Source organism: Halorubrum sp. Atlit-26R, assembly GCF_003666015.1.
GTDB lineage: Archaea > Halobacteriota > Halobacteria > Halobacteriales > Haloferacaceae > Halorubrum.
The window spans coordinates 1-22099 of record NZ_QPLT01000023.1 but is presented as its reverse complement, the minus strand read 5'-3'; the positions used below and the strand labels follow the sequence as shown (position 1 = coordinate 22099).

Annotated in this window: 22 protein-coding genes and 1 pseudogene; 13 read left to right on the top strand and 10 right to left on the bottom strand. The window is 71.0% G+C overall.

The window, feature by feature from the left end; translation table 11 throughout:
• Positions 1-12: 12 nt before the first annotated feature.
• The 4 genes from DVK07_RS17760 to DVK07_RS17745 all read right to left on the bottom strand — a co-directional run bounded on the left by DVK07_RS17760 (position 13) and on the right by DVK07_RS17745 (position 3727).
• Complete coding sequence (locus DVK07_RS17760; protein WP_121598267.1) at positions 13-1869, bottom strand: carbon starvation protein A; 1857 nt, start codon at positions 1867-1869, stop codon at positions 13-15.
• A 254-nt stretch (positions 1870-2123) separates the two neighbouring features.
• Entirely contained in the window at positions 2124-3077 is a 954-nt protein-coding gene (locus DVK07_RS17755) for a TRC40/GET3/ArsA family transport-energizing ATPase (RefSeq protein ID WP_121598266.1), read from the bottom strand.
• Positions 3078-3105: 28 nt separating this feature from the next.
• Positions 3106-3402 carry a hypothetical protein gene (locus DVK07_RS17750; protein WP_121598285.1) on the bottom strand — a complete coding sequence of 99 codons (297 nt, stop codon included), beginning with the start codon at positions 3400-3402 and terminating at the stop codon, positions 3106-3108.
• A gap of 118 nt (positions 3403-3520) precedes the next feature.
• On the bottom strand, positions 3521-3727 hold the full coding sequence (locus DVK07_RS17745) for a hypothetical protein (RefSeq protein ID WP_017343541.1): 207 nt from the start codon (positions 3725-3727) through the stop codon (positions 3521-3523).
• Positions 3728-3873: 146 nt separating this feature from the next.
• Between DVK07_RS17745 and DVK07_RS17740 the strand changes: the two genes are divergently transcribed.
• Positions 3874-5166 (top strand): GTP-binding protein, encoded by a 1293-nt coding sequence (locus tag DVK07_RS17740; protein ID WP_121598265.1) that lies wholly within the window; start codon positions 3874-3876, stop codon positions 5164-5166.
• Positions 5167-5193: 27 nt separating this feature from the next.
• Here the strand turns inward: DVK07_RS17740 and DVK07_RS17735 are convergent, their stop codons facing one another.
• The gene (locus DVK07_RS17735; protein ID WP_017343543.1) at positions 5194-5433 is read right to left on the bottom strand and encodes a hypothetical protein; all 240 of its coding nucleotides are present in this window, start codon (positions 5431-5433) and stop codon (positions 5194-5196) included.
• 149 nt (positions 5434-5582) lie between these two features.
• On the bottom strand, positions 5583-5909 hold the full coding sequence (locus DVK07_RS17730; RefSeq protein ID WP_121598264.1) for a hypothetical protein: 327 nt from the start codon (positions 5907-5909) through the stop codon (positions 5583-5585).
• 58 nt (positions 5910-5967) lie between these two features.
• Here DVK07_RS17730 and DVK07_RS17725 point away from each other — a divergent pair, with 58 nt between their 5' ends.
• The 6 genes from DVK07_RS17725 (at position 5968) to DVK07_RS17700 (ending at position 9536) form a co-directional block, all read left to right on the top strand.
• Positions 5968-6213 (top strand): hypothetical protein, encoded by a 246-nt coding sequence (locus DVK07_RS17725; protein WP_121598263.1) that lies wholly within the window; start codon positions 5968-5970, stop codon positions 6211-6213.
• 122 nt (positions 6214-6335) lie between these two features.
• Positions 6336-7013, top strand: coding sequence for a uracil phosphoribosyltransferase (upp, locus tag DVK07_RS17720; RefSeq protein WP_121598262.1), 678 nt, complete (start codon positions 6336-6338; stop codon positions 7011-7013).
• 78 nt (positions 7014-7091) lie between these two features.
• Positions 7092-7307, top strand: coding sequence for a hypothetical protein (locus DVK07_RS17715; protein ID WP_121598261.1), 216 nt, complete (start codon positions 7092-7094; stop codon positions 7305-7307).
• Positions 7308-7413: 106 nt separating this feature from the next.
• Positions 7414-8697, top strand: coding sequence for a threonine synthase (gene thrC / locus DVK07_RS17710; RefSeq protein ID WP_121598260.1), 1284 nt, complete (start codon positions 7414-7416; stop codon positions 8695-8697).
• A 111-nt stretch (positions 8698-8808) separates the two neighbouring features.
• Entirely contained in the window at positions 8809-9138 is a 330-nt protein-coding gene (locus DVK07_RS17705; protein WP_121598259.1) for an antitoxin VapB family protein, read from the top strand.
• The gene (locus DVK07_RS17700) at positions 9135-9536 is read left to right on the top strand and encodes a type II toxin-antitoxin system VapC family toxin (protein ID WP_121598258.1); all 402 of its coding nucleotides are present in this window, start codon (positions 9135-9137) and stop codon (positions 9534-9536) included. The genes DVK07_RS17705 and DVK07_RS17700 overlap by 4 nt, the downstream gene beginning before the upstream one ends.
• Positions 9537-9542: 6 nt before the next feature.
• On the opposite strand, the gene serA is transcribed toward DVK07_RS17700, so the two are convergent.
• Positions 9543-11147 (bottom strand): phosphoglycerate dehydrogenase, encoded by a 1605-nt coding sequence (gene serA, locus DVK07_RS17695; RefSeq protein WP_121598257.1) that lies wholly within the window; start codon positions 11145-11147, stop codon positions 9543-9545.
• A 169-nt stretch (positions 11148-11316) separates the two neighbouring features.
• On the opposite strand from serA, the gene DVK07_RS17690 reads away from it, so the two are divergent.
• Both DVK07_RS17690 and DVK07_RS17685 read left to right on the top strand, forming a co-directional pair.
• On the top strand, positions 11317-12591 hold the full coding sequence (locus DVK07_RS17690) for a hemolysin family protein (RefSeq protein WP_121598256.1): 1275 nt from the start codon (positions 11317-11319) through the stop codon (positions 12589-12591).
• Positions 12592-12736: 145 nt separating this feature from the next.
• Positions 12737-13567, top strand: a complete 831-nt coding sequence (locus DVK07_RS17685; protein ID WP_121598255.1) for a hypothetical protein — start codon at positions 12737-12739, stop codon at positions 13565-13567.
• A gap of 93 nt (positions 13568-13660) precedes the next feature.
• Here the strand turns inward: DVK07_RS17685 and DVK07_RS17680 are convergent, their stop codons facing one another.
• From DVK07_RS17680 to DVK07_RS17670, 3 genes are all read right to left on the bottom strand, one after another.
• Entirely contained in the window at positions 13661-15079 is a 1419-nt protein-coding gene (locus DVK07_RS17680; RefSeq protein WP_121598254.1) for a HEAT repeat domain-containing protein, read from the bottom strand.
• A gap of 89 nt (positions 15080-15168) precedes the next feature.
• The gene (thpR, locus tag DVK07_RS17675; RefSeq protein WP_121598253.1) at positions 15169-15744 is read right to left on the bottom strand and encodes an RNA 2',3'-cyclic phosphodiesterase; all 576 of its coding nucleotides are present in this window, start codon (positions 15742-15744) and stop codon (positions 15169-15171) included.
• 468 nt (positions 15745-16212) lie between these two features.
• Positions 16213-17982 carry an excinuclease ABC subunit C gene (locus DVK07_RS17670; protein ID WP_121598252.1) on the bottom strand — a complete coding sequence of 590 codons (1770 nt, stop codon included), beginning with the start codon at positions 17980-17982 and terminating at the stop codon, positions 16213-16215.
• A gap of 220 nt (positions 17983-18202) precedes the next feature.
• On the opposite strand from DVK07_RS17670, the gene DVK07_RS17665 reads away from it, so the two are divergent.
• From DVK07_RS17665 to DVK07_RS23750, 4 genes and pseudogenes are all read left to right on the top strand, one after another.
• Positions 18203-19828, top strand: a complete 1626-nt coding sequence (locus DVK07_RS17665; protein WP_121598251.1) for a methyl-accepting chemotaxis protein — start codon at positions 18203-18205, stop codon at positions 19826-19828.
• A gap of 150 nt (positions 19829-19978) precedes the next feature.
• The gene (locus DVK07_RS17660) at positions 19979-21370 is read left to right on the top strand and encodes a cytochrome P450 (protein ID WP_121598250.1); all 1392 of its coding nucleotides are present in this window, start codon (positions 19979-19981) and stop codon (positions 21368-21370) included.
• 2 nt (positions 21371-21372) lie between these two features.
• A complete protein-coding gene (locus tag DVK07_RS17655; RefSeq protein ID WP_121598249.1) occupies positions 21373-21558 on the top strand; it encodes a hypothetical protein in 186 nt (61 codons plus the stop codon).
• Positions 21559-21940: 382 nt separating this feature from the next.
• Positions 21941-22099, top strand: a pseudogene (locus DVK07_RS23750) (IS6 family transposase); the annotation flags it as partial.

Sequence of the window (22099 nt, the reverse complement as noted above, 5' to 3'; positions counted from 1 at the left end):
CGGCCGGTCGCGTCAGTCGTCGCTCGGCTCCGCCGCGGGCCGGTCGCCGCCGCGCACGCTCGTGATGTTGCCGTAGCCGATGCGCACGAGCGACAGCGCGAGGTAGACGAGGACGGCCGCGAGCACGATGCGAACGACCATCGATATCTGGCTGCCGATGCCGGTGACGCCGCCCTGAACGAGGTTGACGAAGAACCACTGATACCCCGCCAGGAACGCCAGGGCGATCACGGTGATCACGACCATGATCGCCATCGGCACGCCCGTGCTGACGAGCTGTTTCGTCTCGTCCCAGTTGGCGAGCCAGACGGTTCCGGTGAGCAGCGCGAGCGCGGCGAGTAGCTGGTTCGCGCTCCCGAACAGCGCCCACAGGGTCGCCCACTCACCGGAGATGACCAGCGCGTACGCGATGAGCCCCTGGATGACCGGGTTCGTGTACCGGCCGCGGGCGAACGAACCGACGCCGCCGCCGAAGCCGCTCTCGCTTTGCGTGCCTTTCGTCCCGACGATCTCCTCCATCATGTAGCGGCCGAGCCGCGCGGCCGTGTCCGTGGAGGTGAGCAGGAAGCTCACGAGCACCAGCGCCATGAAGGGGGCGCCGAACTCGGCCGGAATGTTCAGGCTCGTGAGGATGATCCCGCCGCCGGTCGCGAAGTTCGGCAGCGCGCCGCCGATGCCGCCGGCCGCGGCGTCGGACGCGAACCCGGCGATGGCGAGCGCGGACAGCGCGGTCGCGGCGAGTAACCCCTCACCGAGCATGCCGCCGTAGCCGATGAGCCGGGCGTCGCTCTCCTTGTTCAGCTGCTTGGCGGTCGTCCCCGAGGAGACCAGCGAGTGGAACCCGCTGATCGTCCCGCAGGCGATCGTCACGAACAGCATGGGGAACAGCGGGTACGGCGCCCGGCTGTCGACCCCCATGAACCCCTGGAACGGCTGGATACTGCTGTCGACGACGAGCGGCTGCGAGGAGGTCCCGAGGACCGTGCCGACGACGATCGCCAGCAGCGCCCCGCCGACGCCAGCGTACAGCAGGAACGACGAGAGGTAGTCGCGCGGCTGGAGCAGCGTCCAGACCGGGAGGGCGCTGGCGATCACCGCGTATATCAGGATGACGGGCACCCACGCGGCCGTGTTGCCGCCGAGCGCGCCCGCGCCGGGAACCCACGACCCCGTGCTCCCCTCGAAGAGGACGAACGTGCCCGCGGCGTGAGAGGCGTCGCCCGCCAGCTCGAAGAACGCGAACGGGTACTGGATGCCGACCCAGACGCCGGCGAACACGCCGGCGACGAACACGACGGTCCCGGGAATGAACGGTCCGTCGAGCTGGTAGAGGTACACGCCGAACACGACCGCGAGCGCGATGTACACGAAGCTCGCTGTCGCCGCCGACGGGAACGCGTTCAACACGATCCCGACGACCAGCGCGAACACGGCGACGACGAGGATGATCGTGAGGAACGCGAACCACAGCAGCAGGTTCTTGCCGCGTTCCCCGACGTACTGCCCGACGATGTAGCCGATCGAGCGCCCCTCGTGGCGGATCGAGCTCGACAGCGAGATGAAGTCGTGGACCGCGCCCATCAGCGGGTTCCCGATCGCGACCCACAGCAGCGCGGGGACCCATCCCCAGATCGCTCCCGCCGTGATCGGGCCGACGATCGGTGCGCCGCCCGCGATGCTCGAGAAGTGATGCCCCAGTAGTACCGGCTTCTTCGACGGTACGTACTCCTGTCCGTCTTCGTACTTGTGTGCCGGCGTCTCCCGCTCGTCGTCGAGGTCGACGAACTGCGAGAGGTACCGCGAGTACCCCATGTACCCCACGGTGAACGTGCCCAGCACGGCAGCGACGATCCAAATTACACTTGTCATAGGTTCCCTCCCTCGTGGTATCGGTTCACTATGTCCAACTTAAACGTTACTTTCGTTCATGATGGTTAACGTCAATATCTGCCGGTCGCGTCGAGGCCGTCGCCGAAATCCGGTTCTTTTCTCTGACTCTCCGGTAAAATTCGAGTGTCAGCGCTCCGATCGACCTCGCGCGCGCCCCGGGTCTCTCGGTTCGGTCCGGCGGAACCGCTCCGCGGAGGGGGGATGCGGCCGGCTCACCGCCCGCGTTCCGCGCGTCACGGCTCCACGTCGAGGGAGGCGGCGACGTCGGCGAGCACGTCTCCGCGGACCTCGGTGGTCCGGGACTCGATCTCGGCGACGAGCGGCGGGTCGAACCCCTCGCGGACCTGCGCGAGTCGCTCGCGCTCGGTCTCGACCTTCTCGCGGAGGTAGCGCGCGCCGCGTCCCTCCTCGTCGTCGTCGGGCGACGGCGTGAGCTTGTTCGCCACCAGCCCGCGGACGCGCAGGTCGCGCTCGGTGAATCCCTCGATCGCCCGCGCCGTCTCGTTGACCGAGAGCTGGTCGGGGTTGAACACGAGGAAGAAGGCGGCCTCGTTCCGCATCGTTTCGCCGGCGTACTCGAAGAACTCCTTGCGCCGCTGGAGCCGCTCGATCACCGGGTCGCCCTCCAGCAGGCGCCGGGGCTCCATGTCCCCGACCGCGGCCTTCTCGAACAGGTCGATCGACTGCTTGCGCTTGTACAGCAGTCGGTCGATCCAGTCGCCGAGGAACTCCGGGAGCCCGAGCAGCCGCAGCGTCGAGCCCGTGGGCGCGGTGTCGAAGACGACGCGGTCGTACGGCTCGCTCTCCGTCCGCATCACGTCGACGAACGCGTCGAACAGCGCCGACTCGTACGCGCCGGGCGTCCCGTGGGACATCTCCAGCTGGCGGTTGATCTCCGAGACCATCGCGGCCGACACCTGCTCCGAGAGCGCCTCGCGGATCTCGTCGAGATGCCGCTGCATCTCGTCTTCGGGGTCGATCTCCATCGCGTCCAGCCCCTCGACGCCCGCGACCGGTTCCGGCTCGTCGCCGAACTGCTGGTCGAACACGTCCGACACGGAGTGTGCCGGGTCGGTGGAGACGACGAGCGTTCGCACCCCGTCGCGGGCGCAGCGGTGGGCGTACGCGCACGAGACGGTGGTCTTTCCGACGCCGCCCTTGCCGCCGAAGAAGACGAACTGCTCCATCAGTCGCGGGGTGGGTGTCGTCCCGTCATCAGAAGTGGTACTGCTGGCCCTTCCGCTCGATCAGCGTCTCGCGGTCCCACAGCCGCCGCTCCCACGCCTCGAACTCGTCTTCGAGGTACGGGAGCAGCTCGGCGGTGTAGTACGACACCGGCGACGGGATCCCGAAGGCGTCGGGGAAACACGCCAGCATGAACTCGTCTTCGGTGTCCTCGGCCTCCTTCTCGATCTTCTCGTAGGCCGGATGCGTGATCATCCCGTGGTACAGGCCCCGGAGCCACTCCTCCAGCGCGGCCCGAAACGTCTCGATCCGGTCGGCTACTGTCATCATCTCTCATGACACTCCACCCGCGTTAAAACCTGTCGCGGTCCGGGGCGGCGCAGCCACGGCCCGGGGCGGCGCAGCCACGGTCCGCGGCGCGGATTCGCCCGCGGAGCGCGAGTCGTCAGGCGGTGTTCCCGTCCGTGAGCTCGCTCGACGCCTCGTCGGACTCGGCGTCGTCGTCGTCCAGTTCCGGTCGGTCCTCGTTGCCGGGGCTCGGCGTGTGGATGTCGTCGCCGAGCGCTCCCCAGACGAGATACAGCATCGCGGCGACCATCAGCACGGTCACCGCGACGCTGACGAGCGACACGGCGGAGGCGGACAGAACCATACCGCGAGTTCGACGACCCCAGCCTATCAACGTATCGGCTCGGATCGGACCGTGGCGGGCCCCGCCGCCCGGTCGCCCCCGCGCGCCGGCCGGTCGCTCCCGCTCGCCGCCCGGGGGTTCAAGAGCGTCGTGGCCGATCCGGGCGTATGGACGACCGCATCCCGGTGACCGTGCTCTCGGGGGGACTCGGCGCGGGTAAGACGACCCTTCTGAACCACCTGCTCCGGAACGCCGGCGACCGCGACGTCGCGGTCCTCGTCAACGACATGGGCGACGTGAACGTCGACGCGGACCTGATCGCCGAGGAGTCCGAGGTCGACGTCGAGGGCGTCACGGAGCTGTCGAACGGCTGTATCTGCTGCGAGCTGCAAGACGACCTCGAAAGCGCCGTGGTACGGCTCGCGAACGAGCGCTCCTTCGACGCCCTGGTCGTCGAGTCCTCGGGCATCTCGGAGCCCGCGCCCGTCGCGCGGCTGTTTACGACCGAATCGCGCGCGGCAGCGCGGTACCGCGTCGACGCGCTGGTGACCGTGATCGACACGCGCCAGTTCCTCGACGCGTTCGCCGGCGACGAGACGCCGGAGCGCCGCGTCGATCCGGACGCGGACGCCGCGGCCGGTGACGGCCGCGGGAACGACGGCGCGGGCGACGCCGATGCCGACCGCCCGCTCTCGGACCTCCTCGTCGAGCAGGTCGAGGTGTCGAACCTCGTCGTCTGTAACAAGGCGGACCTCTGTACCGACGCGGAGATGGACGAGGCGGTCGACCTCGTGGGCGCGCTCCAGCCCGACGCGGAGACGGTCGTCGCGGAGTTCTCCGCGGTCGACCCGGACCGGATCCTCGACGTCGGGCTGTTCGACGAGGGCGAAATCGGCGAACTCCCCGGCTGGAAGCGCGCGCTCGCGGAGGACCACGACCACGGCGACCACGGCGACGACGCCCACGCTCACGACCATCGTCACCCCGACGAGGTGTACGGCGTCACCTCCTTCACCTACCGCCGCCGGCGACCCTTCCACCCGGAGCGGATCGCCGCGCTCCTCCGGGACCTCCCGGCCGACGTGGTCCGCTCGAAGGGGACGCTGTGGGTGGCCGGCACCGACCAGCGCCAGCAGGTCGGGCAGGCCGGGCGGTCGGTCCGCGTCGAGGCGCTCGGGCCGTGGATCGCGAGCCTCCCGTCGGTCGAGCGCGACATGCTGCGCTCGAACCGCCCGGACTTGGAGTGGGACGACGACCACGGCGACCGCCGGACCGAGTTCGTCGTCATCGGCACCGGGGTCGACGAGGTCGCGCTCGTCGACCGGCTCGACGACGCGCTCCTGACGGACGAGGAGCTCGCGGCGCTCGGCGATCCGGGCGTCGGCGACGACCCCGCCGACGTCGACCCCTCGCCGTTCCCGGCCGAGCAGGGTGGTTCGACGGTACTCCGCGAGCCATGACCCGCTGATAAATCGAGACGTTCGCGCTCAGCAGGCGCAGCCGTGGCCGCTCGCGCGCTCGAAGCGCATCGCGTCGCCGCAGTCCGGACACGCCGGCACCCCCTCGTCGTCGCGGTCGAGCCCCTCGTCGTCGACGTCGACGTCGCGGACCCGCACCCCGCAGTCGTCGCACCAGTACGAACCCTCCGAGCCGTCGTCGCCGGCCACTCCGGGAGCCGTCTCCGTCGAGCCCGCGAGCGCGTCGGTCACCGTGCTGATCAGTCCCATACGATAACGATCCGCACCGATCGACTTAGTCACCGGGTGTCGTGCGATCGGTTCGCACAGCCGATTCGTCGGCTCACGGGACATCGCCGCGCTCCGCTGTCGCCGCCGCGCTCCGCTGTCGCCGCCGCGCTCCGGTCTTCCCTCTCCCGTCACAGCAGCGGGAGCGTGAGCGCGACTAGCGCGACGCCCAGCGCGACCGCCCCGTAGAACAGCCGCTCGACGCGCGGACCCGGCGGGAGGGGACCGGCGTCGAGCGCGGGCGCGCTCCGGACCAACTGTCGGTGCGCGAGCGCCGTCGCGCCGGCGAACGCCGCCCCCGACAGCGCCAGCGCGGAGCGCAGCGAGAGCCCGTACGCGAGCCCGTAGATCGGCCCGAACGAGAAGACGACCGTGAACGCGAGCCCCGTCGTCACGAGGAATGGGACCGGATCGATCGGATCGCCGCGGCGGTTGCGGGGACGGGGCGCTTCGACCATGGCCCTCGTACGCCCCGGACGGACAAGAGCTAAGTGGCGCACACCCGCCAGTCGGCGTATGAGCGCCGAGGAGAGCGCCGACGAGGGGACGGACGACGACGGGCCGGGGATCCGCGAGGGGGTCGAGCGCTCCTCGGGGGACCCGAAGGTGCTGCTCGCGATGAACGCCGTGCTCTCGACGTGGTTCGCCTGGGTGGTCGTCTGGGGGCTCGACTTCCTCGGCGTGGCGGCGCTCACCGCGGTCAACGTCGCGACGCTGGCGCTGATCCTCTTCGGCGTGACGTACGTGGCCGTGCTTCGGTAGCGGTCGGCGTGCCGCTGGCGCGCCCGTCTCCCGCCCGCCGCTGCCGCCTACGCCGCTTCGCGCCGCCCGGCGAACGCTCGATTCGCCACGTTTTAAGGCCGTTCCGGGCGCGATTCCGGACAATGACGATCGAAGACCGCGACGACGCGTACCTCATCACCCACGCGCTGGCGACGGACACCCTCTCCCGGCTGCGCGACGTCGAGACGGAGCAGGTGGCGTTCCGGAAGGGGCTCGTGAAGCTCGGCCGCATCTGCGGCTACGAGATCATCGACGGCGCGATGGAGACGGAGTACGTCCCCGTCGAGACCCCCCTCGCGGAGACCACCGGCGAGCGCGTGAAGGGGCTCGACGACGTGGTGATCATCAACGTCCTCCGCGCCGCGACCCCGTTCGTCGAGGGACTTTTAAAAGCGTTTCCGCGCGCGAAGCAGGGCGTCATCTCCGCCGGCCGCGACGAGGAGGCCGGGATGACCGCGGACGGCGAGTTCCCGATCACAATCGACTACGTGAAGCTCCCCGAGATCAGGCCGGAAGACACCGTCATCGTCGCGGACCCGATGCTCGCGACGGGGTCGACGATGGTCGCCGTCCTCGACCACGTCCTCGACGAGGCCGACGACTTCGAGGACCTGTTCGTGCTCTCCGCGGTCTCCGCGCCCGCCGGCCTCGTCCGCGTGAGCGAGGCCGTCCCCGAGGCGGACCTGCTGACGGTCGCCATCGACGACCGCCTCGACGACGCCGGGTTCATCGTCCCCGGCCTCGGCGACGCCGGCGACCGGGCGTTCCGGACGGTGTGAGACCGGCGGCGCATCGCCGCCGAGACGCCTCGGTTCCGTCGACGTACTTTTAAGAGCCGGCGCCGCGACCGGTACGACATGAGCGACGCGCCGACGACCGAGCCCTGCGACGCCTGCGGCGAGCCGACGACGGACGCGCTCTCGCGGACCGTCCGGCTGAGCGTCGATCGGGCAAACATCGACACCCAGCGGCTCTGTCCCGACTGCTTCGCCGACTGGATCCAGCGCTATCAGGACCGCCTCGGCTCCGGCGAGGACGGGAGCGACGACACCTCCGAGATCATCGTCGACTGAAGGGGACGGACTCGGCCGCCCGGCGACGACCGAACACCTTCGTTCCGGCCGGCAACGTCCGTTCCGACCGCCCGTCTTAAGCCGCGGCGGAACGGACCTCGTCGTAATGGATCTCGCCATCGACGCCCCGGCCCCGGCGGGGCCCGACTGCGCCGCCGACGGGACGTGGCTCGCCTGTATCGAGTGCGACGAGACGTTCGCCCCCTTCGAGGACGTCCGGTACACCTGCGACGAGTGCGACGGCCTCCTCGAAGTCCGGTACGACGACCCGCCGACGTTCGAGGAGTTCGGCGCGGGCGCGCCCTCCGACGGCCCGGATCGCGGCGTCTGGCGGTACCGCGAGGCGCTCCCCTTCGACCTCGGCGTCACGCTCCCCGAGGGCGACACGCCGCTCCACCGCGTCCCGCGCATCGAGGAGTCGGTGGGCGTCGACGCGCTCCGGATCAAACATGAGGGGATGAACCCCACCGGCTCGTTCAAGGACCGCGGGATGACCGTCGGCGTGCGGGTGGCGAAGGAACTCGGCGTCGACGCGCTCGCGTGCGCCTCGACGGGCAACACCTCGGCCGCGCTCGCGGCGTACGGCGGCCGCGGCGGGATGCAGACGCTGGTCCTCCTCCCGGCGGGGAAGGTCGCCGCGGGGAAGATCGCGCAGGCCAGCCTCCACGGCGCGCGCATCCTGGAGGTCGACGGCAACTTCGACGCCTGTCTCGACATCGTGCAGGAGCTCGCCGCCCGCGGCGAGGCGTACCTGCTCAACTCGCTGAACCCGTTCCGCTTAGAGGGACAGAAGACGATCGGCTTCGAGATATTGGAGGAGTTCTACGCCGACTACGGGACGTTCCCGGACCGGATCGTCCTCCCCGTCGGCAACGCGGGCAACACCTCCGCGCTTTATAAGGGGTTCCGCGAGCTCGTCCAGTCGGGCGCGCTCGACGTCGACGAGGTCCCCAAGCTCACCGGCGTTCAGGCCGAGGGCGCGGCGCCGATGGTCGAGGCGATCGAGGAGGGGAACGACGAGATCCGGCGCTGGGAGGAGGTCGAGACGCGCGCGACCGCGATCCGCATCGGCAACCCGGTCAACGCGCCGAAAGCGATCCCCGGGATCCGGAACACCGGCGGTACCGCCGTCGCCGTCAGCGACCCGGAGATCACCGCCGCGCAGCGCCACCTCGCCAGCGAGGGCGTCGGCGTCGAGCCCGCTTCCGCCGCGAGCCTCGCGGGCCTCAAGAAGCTCCGGCGCTCCGGCGTCGTCGATGACGACGAGCGCGTCGTCTGCCTGACGACCGGCCACCTCCTCAAGGACCCCGACGCCGCCTACGAGGCCGGCGGCGACCCCGAGCCGGTTCCGAACGACGTCGACTCGATCCTCGACCTCTTACACGACTGATCGGTCGGCCGCGCACGCCGTTCTCCGCTTACGCTCCGCCCAGTTCGTTTCGCGTTCCGTCCGCCCGTCGCCGTTACGTTTTACACACACAAACACGTACACAAACACGAGATGCCCACCAAGACGATCGGCGTTCGCGAGGAGGTGTACGAGCGGCTCCGCGCTCGGAAGCGCGACGGCGAGAGCTTCACCGACCTCCTCGACCGGCTGATCGACGAGAGCGAGGGCGACTGGCGCGAGGGGTTCGGATCGCTGTCGGCCGAGGAGGCCGAGTCGCTCCGCGAGGCCGCGGCCGCGTCGCGGGAGCGTTTCGACGAGTCCGCGACCGAGCGACAGACCGCGGCGATCGATCGGCTGGCGGACGGGGTTGACGAGGGTCGTTCGGACGGCGACGCTGACGATCTCGACGACGCGAACGGCGACGCCGGGGGATCTGCGTGACGCGGTACCTGCTCGACACCACGTTTCTGATCGACTACCTGGGCGGCTCCGACGACGTTCGGCGGTTCCTCGAAGCGCACGAGGAAGAGGAGTTCGCGACGACCGCGATGAACTACAAGGAGGTCGCGGTCGGTCTCCGTCTCGACGACTCGTTCGACCCGGAGCGGCTCGCGGCCGCGTTCGAGTGGCTCGACGTGGTGCCGGTCGCGAGCGACCACGCGCTCGCCGCGAGCGCCTTCGAGGCGGACCTGTACCGGTCCGACGACCACACGCGACGGGCCGTCGACGCGGCCGCCGCGGACCTGCTCATCGCCGGGGTCGCCGACGCCGAGGACATGACGGTCGTCACCCGGAACGTCGACGACTTCGAGCCGTTCGTCCCGGTGGCCGAGTACTAACGCGTCCTACTCGTCGGCCCGCCCGTCGGCGCCGTCCAGCGTGATCTCGGTGATCTCGACGACGCGGTCGTCGGCGAGCAGCTCCTCGATCGCGGCGTCGGGGACGGCCGAGTCGAGGTTGTAGACGGTGAGCGCCTCGCCGCCCTGCGTCTCGCGGCCGTTGAACATCCCGGCGATGTTGACGTCGTGGTCGCCGAGGACGGTGCCGATGAGGCCGATGACGCCCGGCTCGTCGGTGTTGCGCGCGACGAGCATGTGGCCGTACGGGACCGCGTCGACGCGGAACCCGTCGATCCGGACGATGCGGGCGTCCTCGCCCGCGAACAGCGTCCCCTCGACCGCGATCTCGTCGTCGCCGTTGCGCACGGTGACGCGGACGAGGCTCTGGAAGTCGTCGGTCTGTCGGGTCTTCGACTCCGTCACCTCGATGCCGCGCTCCTCGGCGAGCCGCGGCGCGTTCACCGCGTTCACCTGCCACTCCAAGGGCTCGAAGACGCCCTTCAGCGCGCTCGCGGTGACGAGGTCGACGTCCTCGGCGGCGATGTCGCCCTCGTATGTGGCCTCCACCTCGGTGATCCGGCCGTCGAGCAGCTGCGCGGCGACCTTCCCGGCGGTCTCGGCCACGTCGATGTACGGCTCGATCCGCGGGAAGGCGCTCTCGTCGACGGAGGGCGCGTTGAGCGCGGTCAGGACCGGCTCGTCGTCGAACGCCGCGAGGACGGCCTCCGCGGTGTCGACCGCGACGTTCTCCTGGGCGGCCTCAGTCGAGGCGCCGAGGTGCGGCGTGAGGACGATCTCCTCGACGTCGAGCAGCGGCGAGTCCTGCGGGAGCGGCTCCTCCGCGAAGGAGTCGAGCGCGGCGCCCGCGAGGACGCCGTCGTCGACCGCCTCGGCGAGCGCGTCCTCGTCGACGATGCCGCCGCGGGCGCAGTTGATCAGGTAGCCGCCCTCGAGCTGGGCCAGCTCGGCCTCCCCGATCATCCCCTCGGTCTCGGGGAGGAGCGGGGTGTGGATCGTCGCGAAGTCGCCCGCGGCGAGCGCGTCGTGGAGGTCCTCGACGAGCTCCGCGTTCATGCGCTCGGCGCGCTCCTCGGAGATGTACGGGTCGTAGACGACCAGGTCCATCCCGAGCGAGTCGAGCCGCTTGGCGACCTCCTGGCCGACGCGGCCGAGGCCGACGATGGTGAGCGTCTTGTTGTTCACCTCGGTGCCGAGGAACTCGCCTTTCGCCCACTCGCCGCCGACGAGGCGGCCGTGCGCCTGCGGGATCGAGCGCGCGACGGCGAACGTCATCGCGACCGTGTGCTCGGCGGCGGCGCGGACGTTCCCCTCGGGCGCGTTCGCGACGATGACGCCGTGGTCGGTGGCGGCCTCGATGTCGATGTTGTCGACGCCGATGCCGGCGCGGCCGACGATGACGAGGTCGGTCGCGGCCTCGAAGACGGCCTCGTTCACGTCGGTCCCGGACCGGACGATCAGCGCGTTGGCGTCGGCGACGGCGTCGAGCAGCGCCTCCCCCTCGCTCTCGTAGTCGGTGACGACCTCGTGGCCGGCGTCTCGGAGTCGGTCCAACCCCGCGTCCGCGATGGGGTCGGTGACGAGTACCTTCATGCCGAAACGCACCCGCGGCGCGGGGTTAACGCTTTCCGAATCGCGCCGTTTTGCCGCCCGGACGGATCCGCGCTCGTGGGTATCGACCCCTCCGTTTCCGGTGGAGAATGCGCGTTCGTGGGTATCACCGCGTCGGTACTCCCTTTTATACCCGGCCGCACGTGGTCGTATGGACCTCACGATCGCGTTCGTCGGCGTCGGCGCCATCCTCGCGCTGACCGCGGTGAGCGCCTTCTTCTCCAGTTCGGAGCTCGCCGTGTTCTCCGTGCCGACCCACCGGATCGACTCGCTCGTCGCGACCGACGTCCCCGGCGCCCGGGCGCTGTCGGCCCTGCGCGACGACTCGCACCGCTTCCTCGTGACGGCGCTGGTGAGCAACAACGTCGCCAACATCGCCGCGGCGTCGGTCGCGACCGCGGTGTTCGTCCGGTTCGGGTTCTCCGGCGGCGAGGCGGCCACGGGCTCGACGCTCGTCACCTCGCTCTTCGTCATCGTCTTCGGCGAGATCGCGCCGAAGTCGTACGCGGTCGCCAACGCGGAGAAGCACGCGCTCCGCGTCTCGCGGATCGTCGTCGCGATCCAGCGCGTCCTCCGCCCGGTGCTGTACGTGTTCGAGGCGCTCTCCGGCGTCGTCAACCGGTTCACGGGCGGGGAGTCGGCCATCGAGTCGTACCTCACCCGCGAGGAGATCGCGACGCTCGTCCGGTCGGGCGAGGCCGCGGGCGCGCTCGACCCCGACGAGGGCGCGATGATCCGCGGCGTCCTCGACTTGGAGACCACGACCGTCGCCGCGGTGATGGTCCCCCGAACCGACGTGGTCGCGCTCCCCGACACGGCGACGCCGGCGGACGCGCTCTCGCGGGCCGCGGGCGAGGGCGTCACCCGGATGCCCGTCTACGGCGAGAACCGCGACGACGTGGTCGGAATCGTCGACGTGCGCGACGCGATCCGCGCCGAGGAGACCGGCGCCGACCTCGCGAGTGCGCTCAGCGAGCCGGCGTTCGTCCCCGAGACGAAGCCGCTCGACGAGCTGTTCGCGGAGATGCGCGCGAGCGAGGCGCGGATGGTGATCGTCGTCGACGAACACGGCGCGGTCGTCGGGATCGCGACCTTGGAGGACCTCTTCGAGGAGGTGGTCGGCGAGCTGGTCGGGCGGTGGGAGACGGACGCCGTCGACGTGGTCGCGCCCGACGCCGCGGTCGTGCGCGGCTGGACCACCGTCTCGCACCTCAACGAGACGCTCGGGCTCGCGCTGCCCGCGGACGCGGGCGCCGAGACGGTCGCGGGTCTGATAACCCGACAGCTCGGCCGGCTGCCGAGGGAGGGCGACCGCGTCGCGGTCGGCGCCGTCACGCTCGCCGTCACCGGCGCGACCGCGACGCGGGTCACGCGCGTCCGCGTGGAACACGCCGACGAGAACGGGTTCGCCGTCGACGCCGAGTGACGGCGCGGGCGACGGCGACCGATCGGTCGATTCCGCGTGACCGCCGTCGTCGCGCCCGCCGAGCCCGCCGCGCGCGCGGCGGCCGGCCACACGTGACACAACATACATGTACTTCCGACGGGTCTCGTGAGGTACGTTCTCGATCATGGTGAGCCGCTGGGCGTGTGACCGGTGCGGGTTCGTCGCGTGGACGCGGGACCGCTCGGAGATGGCCGACGTGACGGGGTCGCACCTGCTCGCCCACCACTCCGACGCGCTCTCGAAGTCGGACTTCCGCGTGAGTTGGGACTGCCCGTACTGCGCCACCGCGAAGACCGCCTACGACACCGACGGTGCCGTCGCCGAGTTCAAGACGCACCTCCACGAGCACGTGGCCGACCGGATCGCCGGCGGGACTCACGTGGCGGACGTGGTGGGCTGGGACGGCGTCGTCCGCGTCGACGCGCCGGCGGCCGGCGGCGAGGCCGACCCGCTCCGGACGCATTTCCACGGCGCCGCGGGGCTGGCGGTGGCCGTGACTCCCACCCCGGAGCGGTTAGTGCGCGCGCTCGACGGGGCTCTCGACGCGTGGCCCCGGCGGACGGTGATCGTCTCGACCGGCGAGTACGACTTCGAGGCGACGCCCGACGTCGACTTCGAGGGACGCAACGCCGAGATCGTCGAGCTCGACCCGCGCCTCTCCCCGGACGAGGTCGGCGAGACGGTCTCGCGGATCCTCGACGCCAACCACGAGCCCGGCGAGCGCGTCTCGCTGGAGGTGAGCGTCTTCCACCAGATCGTCGCCGCCTTCGACGTCGAACGCGCGGTGGCGTTCGTCCGCATGCTCGCCGCGCGCCTCGCGGACGCGGGGGGCGTGTTACAGCTGTACGTCGACGCCGACGCGGACCGGAACGTCGCCACCGTCCTGAACTTCCTCGACGAAACGATCGACCTGACGGTCGCGGTCGACGACGGCCGGTTCGTTCGCCGGCCGTAGGCTGGGGTTCCGCGGCACCTCGGCGGCCGGTGCGGGCTCCGCCGCCCCGTCCGCGTCTGCGGACGCCCGGTCCCCCGCCGTCTCGTCGATCGGTCACTCGTTGTAGCTCTCGGTGTAGTCCGCGGGCCAGCGGACGTACACGTACTCCACGTGGCGGTCCGCGGCCGCCTCGACGACGGCCCGCTTGAACCGCCGCAACACCGCCCTGGCGCGCTCCCGCGCGGCCTCGGCGGCGGCCTCGTCGCTCGCGAGCGCGCGCAGCCTTCGCTCGACGTCGACGCCGAGCGGGGACTCGGTCGCGCCCTCTAAGGGGTCCTCCTCGGCCGCGTCCGCCGAGACGATCCGCGGCAGGTACGCGGCGGCGAGGTCCGCGACTAGTCGGTCGCGGTGGTCGAGCGCGTCGATCAGCCACTCGACGGCCGCCGACCGGTCGGCGGCCGTCGGGTCCGCGGCCTCGAGGAGCTCACAGTACAGCCACGCCGCGTACCGCTTCGTCTTCGCGTCGACGCGCTCTCGCGACCCGGAGGTCACGCCCTCCCGCGACCCGGCGGCCTCCCCGCTCTCCGCGGCCCGGTCGGCCGCGGTTCGCTCCGCGGCGACCGCCCGGAACGCCGCGAGCGGGCCGTCGGCCTCGAAGGGTCGCTCGGCGAGGAGGCGGTCGCGAACCTCGCCCGCGGGGACCGCGTCCGCCTCGGCGACCACCGCGGCGACGGACCTCGCGGCCGCCCGGCGGACCGCCTCGGCGGGGTCCCGTAGCGACCCGATCAGTACCCCGGTCGCGTCCCGTCGGTCGAGCGCTCCCAGTCGGTCGACGACGGCGAGCCGGAGCCGCTCGTTCCCGCGCCGCGCCGCGAGCGCGAGCAGCTCGACCGCGTCGTCGCTGCCGATCGCGACGAGCGCGTCGAGCGCGGCGCCGCGCACGAGCTCGTTCGGCGCGTTCACCAGCGGCCGGACGGCCTCGACCGCCTCGCCGCCGACCCGCGCGTACCCCCTGACGGCCCGAGCGCGGACCCGCGCGTCGTCGTCGCCGAACGCCTCGCGGAGCCGGCCGGCGGCGCCCTCGTCGCCGACGGCCGACAGCCCGGTCGCGCCGAGCATCCGATACGCGGCCCGTTCGTGTCCCAGCCAGCGCGAGAACGTCTCGGCGACGCCGCGTCCCGCCTCTCGGGTGTCGCCTTCGGCGGCCCGACGCTCGGCGATCCGCCGCGCTAACCGGTCGACGTGGTCGTCGCCGTGGAAGTACAGCGACTCGATCGCCGCCGCGCGGACGGCCTCGTCGGGGTCGCCGAGCGCGGTCTCGAACAGCCCCTCGACGATCCGCTCGGCGGCGGCGCTCATCGAACTGGAGGGGTTGCCGAGCGCCTCGGCCGCCTCGCGCCGCGTCGACGCGTCGAACCGCCGGTCGAGCCGCGCCACCGCCGGGGGGCCACCGTCGGTCGGACGGCCGCTCCGCCCGGCGCCGCCGCTCCCCGCCGATCCCGTGGCGCCCTCCGATCGCGGCCCGTCGTCCATCTGAGAACCCCTCACCGATCCGGTACGTTAAACGTACGCCCGCGGCTATCAGCGGTGAGAATCTCACCGGAGACGCGTGTCGGAGCGCCTCACCCGAGGTCGAACTCCAGGGCGACGTCGTACTCGGGTCCCGACTCGGTCAGCGTCGATCTCATCAGTCGGATCTCGTCGACCGCGAAGCTCCCGATTTCGGGGTCGTCGGCGTCGAGCGCGTCGCGGACCGCCTCGGCGCCGGTCGCGTTCTCGACCCGGGCCAGCGTGACGTGCGGGGTGAACTCGTGCTCTTCCGGGTCGACGCCGAGCGCGGTCGTCTCCGCTTCGAGCGCCTCGTGAAGCGCGGTGAGTTCCTCGGTCCCGCTGTCGACCCCGGCCCAGGCGACGGAGACGTAGTCGCGGTTCGGGAAGACGCCGAGGTCGGCGATGGTACATTTAAATGGGGCGACGGCGGCGCGGTCGATCGCGCGCTCGCCGGCCGCGATCACGTCGTCGACCGTCGGTTCGGTCTCGTCGTCGCGTCCGCCGATCTCGCCGAGGAACTTCAGCGTCACGTGGGCCTGTTCGGGGTCGACCGGATTGACGCCGCGCGCGTCCGCGAACGGGGCCTGCGCGTCCGCGACGGCCGGCGCGAGGGAGTCCGGGAGGTCGACGGCGAAGAACGCTCGCATTACGTGTGAGTTTTTGATCGAGTTTGTTTATAAGTGTCTGGCGTGGAATCGCTCGCTAGTTTATAAATACCGCTCGGCGAGACGGACTCCCCCAAAGCCCCAGCCGCTCGGCTATATGCGCCTGATAACAGACCTACAGAGAACGCTTCCAAAGCCCCAGCCGGGAGGCCGGCGGACGCTCGCTGCGCTCCTCACTCAGTCGCTCACTTCGTTCGCTCCCTCGTTGCGGTGCTTACGTCGCCTCCGCCGGCCTCCCGACTGCCCCTTTGAGTCCCGCCCCGCCCCGCCCCGCCCTACACGGCACCGCAGCCTCACGCCTCCCCAGCCTCGTCGCCCGGCCTCCGCTTCGCTCCGCCCGGGCGACTCCCTCGCGCGTGCTGGCTCGCGGCCTGTCGGCCGCTCGCAGGCACGCGCCGACCGCCACCGCCGCGTCTACTTATAAGACATCGTCGCCATCTGCCGTTCCATTTATAAGCGCTCCCGGATCGTATCGGCGGTCGCGTCGCCGACGCCGTCGACGTCGGTGAGGTCCGCGCGGGAGGCGTCGCGGACGTTCTCCACCGAACCGAACCGGCGGAGGAGGCGGCGGCGGGTCTCGGGGCCGACGCCGGGCACGTCGTCGAGGACGGTCGCCACCTCGTCGCGGACGGTCTGGTGGTAGGAGACGGCGAAGCGGTGCGCCTCGTCGCGAACGCGCTGGAGCAGGTGGAGCTCGGGCGCGTCGTCGGGCCATCGCTGGGTTCCCGTCGGGGTGACGACCAGCTCCTCTGACTTGGCGAGCGCGACGACGGGGGCGTCCCACCCCGTCTCCGCGAGCGCGTCGCGGGCGGCGCCCAGCTGCCCCTCGCCGCCGTCGATGAGGAGGAGGTCGGGGTCGGGGCGGTCGTCCCGGTCCTCGACCGCGCGCTCGGCGCGCCACCGGACCAGCTCGCGCATGTTCGCGTAGTCGTCGTTGCGGTCGGTGAGCTTCTTCCGCCGGTAGTCGGCGGTCTCGGCGCTGCCGTCGACGAAGCACACGTCGGAGCCGACCACCGCGGTCCCCTGGGCGTGGCTCACGTCGAACCCCTCGATCCGCTCCGGGCGGGCGATTCCGAGCCGCTCTCCGAGCGCGCCCACGGGGTCGTCGCGCCCGCCGCGCTTCCGGGCGTTCTTGAGGGCGAGCTCGACGAGCTTCGCCTCCCGGCCGGCGCCCGGCACGCGCACCGCGACTCCCTCGCCCTCCAGCCAGTCGACCACGTCGCGGTCGGCGGGCCGCTCGGCGAGGAGGACCGCGTCCGGGAACTCACGCTCGGCGTAGTACTGCGCGAGGAACGCCGCGAGGACGGCCGCGGGGGTGTTGGCGTCGGCGCCGTCTTCCGTTCCTCCCCCCGCGTCCCCCACCGCCGCCGCGTCCAACCGGTGCCGGCTCCGGTCGACCAGTTGGCCGCGCTCGCTGTGGAGCCGGGCCACGCGGGCCGCGTCGCCCTCGACCGCGGCCGCCAGCACGTCGACGGTGCGGTCGTCGCTCCGGTCGCTGACGGCCTCGCCGCCCTCGCCGTGGAACGCCTCGACGGCTTCGAGGCGGTCGCGGAGGTTCGCGGCGCGCTCGAACTCGTTCGCCTCGGCGGCGGCCTCCATCCGCCGCCGCAGGGGGTCCGCGAGGACGCCGGTCTCGCCCTCGAAGAAGCGCCGCGCGGCGGCGACGTCCTCGGCGTAGTCCGCGGGCGATATCTCCCCGGTACACGGCGCCGAGCAGATTCCCATCTCGTAGTCGAGGCAGGGCCGGTCGCGGCCCTCGTACTTGTGGTCCGAGCAGCCGCGGAGGCCGTACACCTCCCGCACCGCCTTCACCACGGTCTCGACGCGGCCCACGTCGGTGAACGGGCCGTACGCGACCGCGCCCGCCTCGGGGTCGCGGGTCACCTCGATCCGGGGCACCTCATGGTCGGAGAAGGCGACCAAGGGGTACGACTTGTCGTCCTTCAGCCGGACGTTGTACCGCGGCCGGAGCCGCTTGATGAGGTTCGCCTCCAAGAGGAGCGCCTGCGTCTCCGTGTCGGTGACCGCGAACTCGATCCGGTCGGCGCGCTCGACCATCCCGCGGATGCGCCCCGAGCGCGGGTCCGCGTACGACCGCACTCGGTCGCGGAGGTCGAGCGCCTTCCCGACGTACAGCGTCGTCTCGCCCGCGCGGAACTGGTAGACCCCGGGCTCCGTCGGGAGGTCTCGGGCCCGCTCGCGCACCGCGTCGGCGTCCATCGGTCTCGGATCGCCGTAGCCGCCCGACGCCATTGAACGCTGCGGGCCGGGCGCTCCCGGCTCGCTGGCGCCCGCCGCCCGTTGCCCGCCGCCCACCGCCCGTTGCTCGCCGCCCACCGCCCGTTGCCCGCCGCCCACCGCCTACCGCGTCCGCAAATTATCAAACACGAATACCGGGACGTGCGGTTTATCATGTCGGTTGGGAGACGGTGACGTAGACATGACGGGACTTCGCGAGCGTCTGCGGCGGCTACTCGGACGGGGGACCGACTCTCGGTCGGTCCCCGACGGGGGCGTCGTCGTCGAGGACGGACCCGATTCCGCCGGATCAGCCGACGGCACACCGACTGACACCGCCGACGAGATCGGCGGCGACCACACGTTCACCGACGCCGACGGCGTGAACCGCGCGGCGACGCTCGCGGGCGCCGGCTTCCAGCAGGTGTTCAACGCCACCAGCGTCCCGACGTTTATCCTCGACTGCGAGGGGAACGTCGCGGAGTGGAACGAGGCGATCGCGTCGCTCACCGGCGTCGAGCGCGAGGAGGCGATCGGCCACGACCACGTCTCGGAGCTGTTCTACCCCGACGGCCGCCGGGCCGACACGCTCGCCGACAAGGTGCTCGACGTGCCGGACACCGCCGACGAGGTCCACGGCGTCGAGCGTCGCGAGGCCGGCCGCAACCGCTACCGCGACACCAGCACGATGGTCGACCGCCACGGCGATGAGCGCCACATCGAGTTCACGGCGACCGCGATGTACGACGAGGAGACCGGAGATCTCGTCGGCGTGACGGAGGTCGTCGTCGACCGCACGGAGAACGTGAACCAGCGCGACGCCACGGGCGAGCTGGTCGCGGAGGTCCGGGAGACTGCGGAGGCGATCGGCGAGGGGAACCTCGACGCCCGCGCGAGCCGCCGCGACTCCTTCGATCACCTCAGCGCCGACTTGGTCCGCGTCGTCGACGTCGTCAACCAGATGGCCGAGAACTTAGACCAGCTCTCCTCGGGGGTCCACGAGAAGGCGCGCGACCTCGACGAGACCGTCGAGGAGGCGAGCGCCGCGGCCGCCGACATCGCCGAGAACGTCGACGAGCAGAACGAGCTCCTCGAAGAGAGCGTCTCGGAGATGCAGTCCTTCTCCGCGGGGATGGAGGAAGTCGCCGCCACCGCGGACCAGGTCGACTCCGCCGCGGTCGCGGCCGCCGACGCCGCCGACGAGGGGCTCGACGCCAGCGAGGACGCGCGTCAGGCGACGGAGGACGTCGTCGAGATCGGCGACGAGCTGGTCGAGAGCGTCGGCGCGCTCTCCGAGCGCATGGACGACATCGAGGAGGTCATCGAGGTCATCTCCGACGTGGCCGAGCAGACGAACCTGCTCGCCTTGAACGCCAACATCGAGGCCGCCCGCGCCGGCGAGGGCGGCGACGGCTTCGCGGTCGTCGCCGAGGAGGTGAAGAAGCTCGCCGACGAGACCCGCGGCTACACCGAGGAGATCACGGAGAGCCTCGACAAGCTCCAGGCGCAGTCCGCGGAGACGACGACCGCCGTCGAGCGCTCCCACGAGCGCATCGAGGACGCGGGCACCGAGATCGAGACGGTCCTCGACTCCTTAGAGGAGATCGCCGACGCCGTCGACGAGGCGGCCGCGGGCGTCGCGGAGGTGGCGCGGACCACCGACGACCAGGCCGCGACCGTCGAGGAGCTGACCTCGTCGCTGGAGGCGGTCCGCGAGCGCTCCGACCGCACCGAGGACGCGACCGAGCGCATCGTCGACGCCACCGACGACCAGGAGGCGGCCGTCGACGAGCTGATCGCCCGCGTCGAGCGGCTGGACGCGCGGTAACGCCCCGGCCCCCCGCGCTCGCCGCGCTCCGACGCCCAGCCTCACCGCGCCCCGACCCCCCGATCCCGTCCGCTCTTCTCACGTCTCGTGTTCCCCGCCACGCTTCGCGCTCCGCCGAACGTTTAACCCCGCTCAACCCCCAGAAATTGTATGTCCGTTACGCCGCCCGGACCGCTGGGCGACCCCCTGTTCGGCAACGGTCGCCAGTTCGCCGACGACCCCTTCGGCTTCCTGCGCGCCTGCGCCGACAGCTACGGCGACGTGGTGCGACTGAATCTCGGCCCGCGGGAGACGTACATGCTCACGAACCCCGCGGACGTCGAGCGCGTGCTCGTCGCGGACGCCGAACGCTACCGAAAGCCGCAGTTCGACGACGCGATGGACACCCTGCTCGGCGACGGCCTCCTCATGAGCGAGGGCGAGACGTGGCAACGGCAGCGGAAGCTGGCGAACCCCGCGTTCCACAACCGCCGGATCGGCGCGCTCGCCGGCGTGATGGCCGACCACGCCGAGTCGCACGTCGCCGACTGGGCGGACGGCGACGTCGTCGACCTCCAGTTAGAGTTAGCGCGGCTCACCGTCAAGATCATCGTCACGGCGATGTTCGGCGCCGACGTCACCGACGAGGAGGTGAAGACGGTTCAGGAGAACCTCGAACCGCTCGGCGCCCGGTTCGAGCCCGACCCCCGTCGGTACCTGATTCCGGACTGGATGCCGACCCGCGAGAACCGCGAGTTCGACGCCGCGATCGACACGCTCGAATCGGTGATCGACGACATCGTCGCCCGCCGCCGCGGCACGGAGCGCGACCCGAGCGTCGACCCCGCCGGCCCCGACGGGACCGGCGTCCGCGGGCCGCCGGGCGACCCTGACGCCGACCTCCCGATGGACCTGCTCTCCGTCCTGCTCCGCGCCCGCGACCGCGGCGAGCAGACCGACGAGAACCTCCGCGACGAGCTGGTGACGATGCTCCTCGCGGGCCACGACACCACCGCGCTCGCACTGACGTACACCTTCTACCTCCTCTCGGACCACCCCGAGGCACGCGAGCGGGTCGAAGGCGAAGCCAAGGAAGCTGTGAGTACCGGCCCCCTGACCGCGGACGCGGTCCGCGAGATGGAGTACACCGAGCGCGTGCTCAACGAGTCGATGCGGCTCTACCCACCGGTCTACACCCTGTTCCGCGAGCCGAAGCTCGACGTGAAACTGGGGGGGTACCGGATCCCCGAGGGCTCGGCGCTGATGGTCTCCCAGTGGGTGATCCACCGGTCCGAGCGCTGGTACAACGACCCTGAAAAGTTCGACCCCGACCGCTGGACGGCCGAGCGTCGGAGCCAACGCCCCAGATTTGCGTACTTCCCGTTCGGCGGCGGCCCGCGCCACTGTATCGGCAAGGCGTTCTCGCTGCTGGAGGCCAAGATCATCCTCGCGACCGTCTGCTCGCGGTTCGACCTCGACTACGAGGGACCGGACCTCTCGCTGCGCGGCTCGCTGACGATGCACCCGAACCACCCGGTGCCGATGCGGATCCGCGAGCGGTAGGGATGGCCGGCGACGAGACGGAGTCGTACTGCGCTCGCTGCGGCGAACCCCTCTCAAAAGGCCTCGTCGCAGGCCAGCGGCGCACCTGCTGTCTCAACGCGACCCCCATCGCCGGCGTCTGTCCGACGCACGGGCCGGTGGGGCCGCATCACGCGGTCGAGGAGTCGATCGACAACGACGACGAGTAGCCGATTTCGACCGTCGCCACGTATAAACGAGTCTCCTGCGGTCGGCGTGTGCCGACGAGCGCCCGCAGGGCGCGAGTCGCACGCGCGAGGGAGTCGCGAGCGCTTTTAAGCGCGAGCGACGAGGCTGGGGAGGTGTGAGGCGCGGTTGCGGTGCGGGGTGGGACTCAAAGGGGCAGCCACGAGGACGAAGCTTGACGACGCAAGCACCGGAACGAGGGAGCGGTAGCGACCGAGTGAGGAGCGCAGCGAGTCGCGCGAGTCCTCGTGGCTGGGGCTTTGGCGGTATTTACCGTCGATCTGCGATTTCTCATTTATAAATAATCGGCTGGAGTTTTTCGCGGTGTTAAGTTAAGGAAGAGGCGGGACGAGGATTCAGTGCTCTATGCCGAAAACCGCCCGCCTCACCGAGTGTACCGAGTGGATCGACTTGGAGTTTGTGGAGCGAGAGCGGACACCCCGCGAGATCATTGAAAAGGGTATTCGCCACCATCTTGCTGGACTATCACTTTCGAATACAGTTATTCTTCTTGAGGAATTGGGT

Excerpts from the sequence above, each read along its gene's own strand:
- DVK07_RS17760 (WP_121598267.1), bottom strand. The coding sequence starts at position 1,869 with ATGACAAGTGTAATTTGGATCGTCGCTGCCGTGCTGGGCACGTTCACC.
- DVK07_RS17755 (WP_121598266.1), bottom strand. The coding sequence starts at position 3,077 with ATGGAGCAGTTCGTCTTCTTCGGCGGCAAGGGCGGCGTCGGAAAGACC.
- DVK07_RS17750 (WP_121598285.1), bottom strand. The coding sequence starts at position 3,402 with ATGACAGTAGCCGACCGGATCGAGACGTTTCGGGCCGCGCTGGAGGAG.
- DVK07_RS17745 (WP_017343541.1), bottom strand. The coding sequence starts at position 3,727 with ATGGTTCTGTCCGCCTCCGCCGTGTCGCTCGTCAGCGTCGCGGTGACC.
- DVK07_RS17740 (WP_121598265.1), top strand. The coding sequence starts at position 3,874 with ATGGACGACCGCATCCCGGTGACCGTGCTCTCGGGGGGACTCGGCGCG.
- DVK07_RS17735 (WP_017343543.1), bottom strand. The coding sequence starts at position 5,433 with ATGGGACTGATCAGCACGGTGACCGACGCGCTCGCGGGCTCGACGGAG.
- DVK07_RS17730 (WP_121598264.1), bottom strand. The coding sequence starts at position 5,909 with ATGGTCGAAGCGCCCCGTCCCCGCAACCGCCGCGGCGATCCGATCGAT.
- DVK07_RS17725 (WP_121598263.1), top strand. The coding sequence starts at position 5,968 with ATGAGCGCCGAGGAGAGCGCCGACGAGGGGACGGACGACGACGGGCCG.
- upp (WP_121598262.1), top strand. The coding sequence starts at position 6,336 with ATGACGATCGAAGACCGCGACGACGCGTACCTCATCACCCACGCGCTG.
- DVK07_RS17715 (WP_121598261.1), top strand. The coding sequence starts at position 7,092 with ATGAGCGACGCGCCGACGACCGAGCCCTGCGACGCCTGCGGCGAGCCG.
- thrC (WP_121598260.1), top strand. The coding sequence starts at position 7,414 with ATGGATCTCGCCATCGACGCCCCGGCCCCGGCGGGGCCCGACTGCGCC.
- DVK07_RS17705 (WP_121598259.1), top strand. The coding sequence starts at position 8,809 with ATGCCCACCAAGACGATCGGCGTTCGCGAGGAGGTGTACGAGCGGCTC.
- serA (WP_121598257.1), bottom strand. The coding sequence starts at position 11,147 with ATGAAGGTACTCGTCACCGACCCCATCGCGGACGCGGGGTTGGACCGA.
- DVK07_RS17690 (WP_121598256.1), top strand. The coding sequence starts at position 11,317 with ATGGACCTCACGATCGCGTTCGTCGGCGTCGGCGCCATCCTCGCGCTG.
- DVK07_RS17685 (WP_121598255.1), top strand. The coding sequence starts at position 12,737 with ATGGTGAGCCGCTGGGCGTGTGACCGGTGCGGGTTCGTCGCGTGGACG.
- DVK07_RS17680 (WP_121598254.1), bottom strand. The coding sequence starts at position 15,079 with ATGGACGACGGGCCGCGATCGGAGGGCGCCACGGGATCGGCGGGGAGC.
- thpR (WP_121598253.1), bottom strand. The coding sequence starts at position 15,744 with ATGCGAGCGTTCTTCGCCGTCGACCTCCCGGACTCCCTCGCGCCGGCC.
- DVK07_RS17670 (WP_121598252.1), bottom strand. The coding sequence starts at position 17,982 with ATGGACGCCGACGCGGTGCGCGAGCGGGCCCGAGACCTCCCGACGGAG.
- DVK07_RS17665 (WP_121598251.1), top strand. The coding sequence starts at position 18,203 with ATGACGGGACTTCGCGAGCGTCTGCGGCGGCTACTCGGACGGGGGACC.
- DVK07_RS17660 (WP_121598250.1), top strand. The coding sequence starts at position 19,979 with ATGTCCGTTACGCCGCCCGGACCGCTGGGCGACCCCCTGTTCGGCAAC.
- DVK07_RS17655 (WP_121598249.1), top strand. The coding sequence starts at position 21,373 with ATGGCCGGCGACGAGACGGAGTCGTACTGCGCTCGCTGCGGCGAACCC.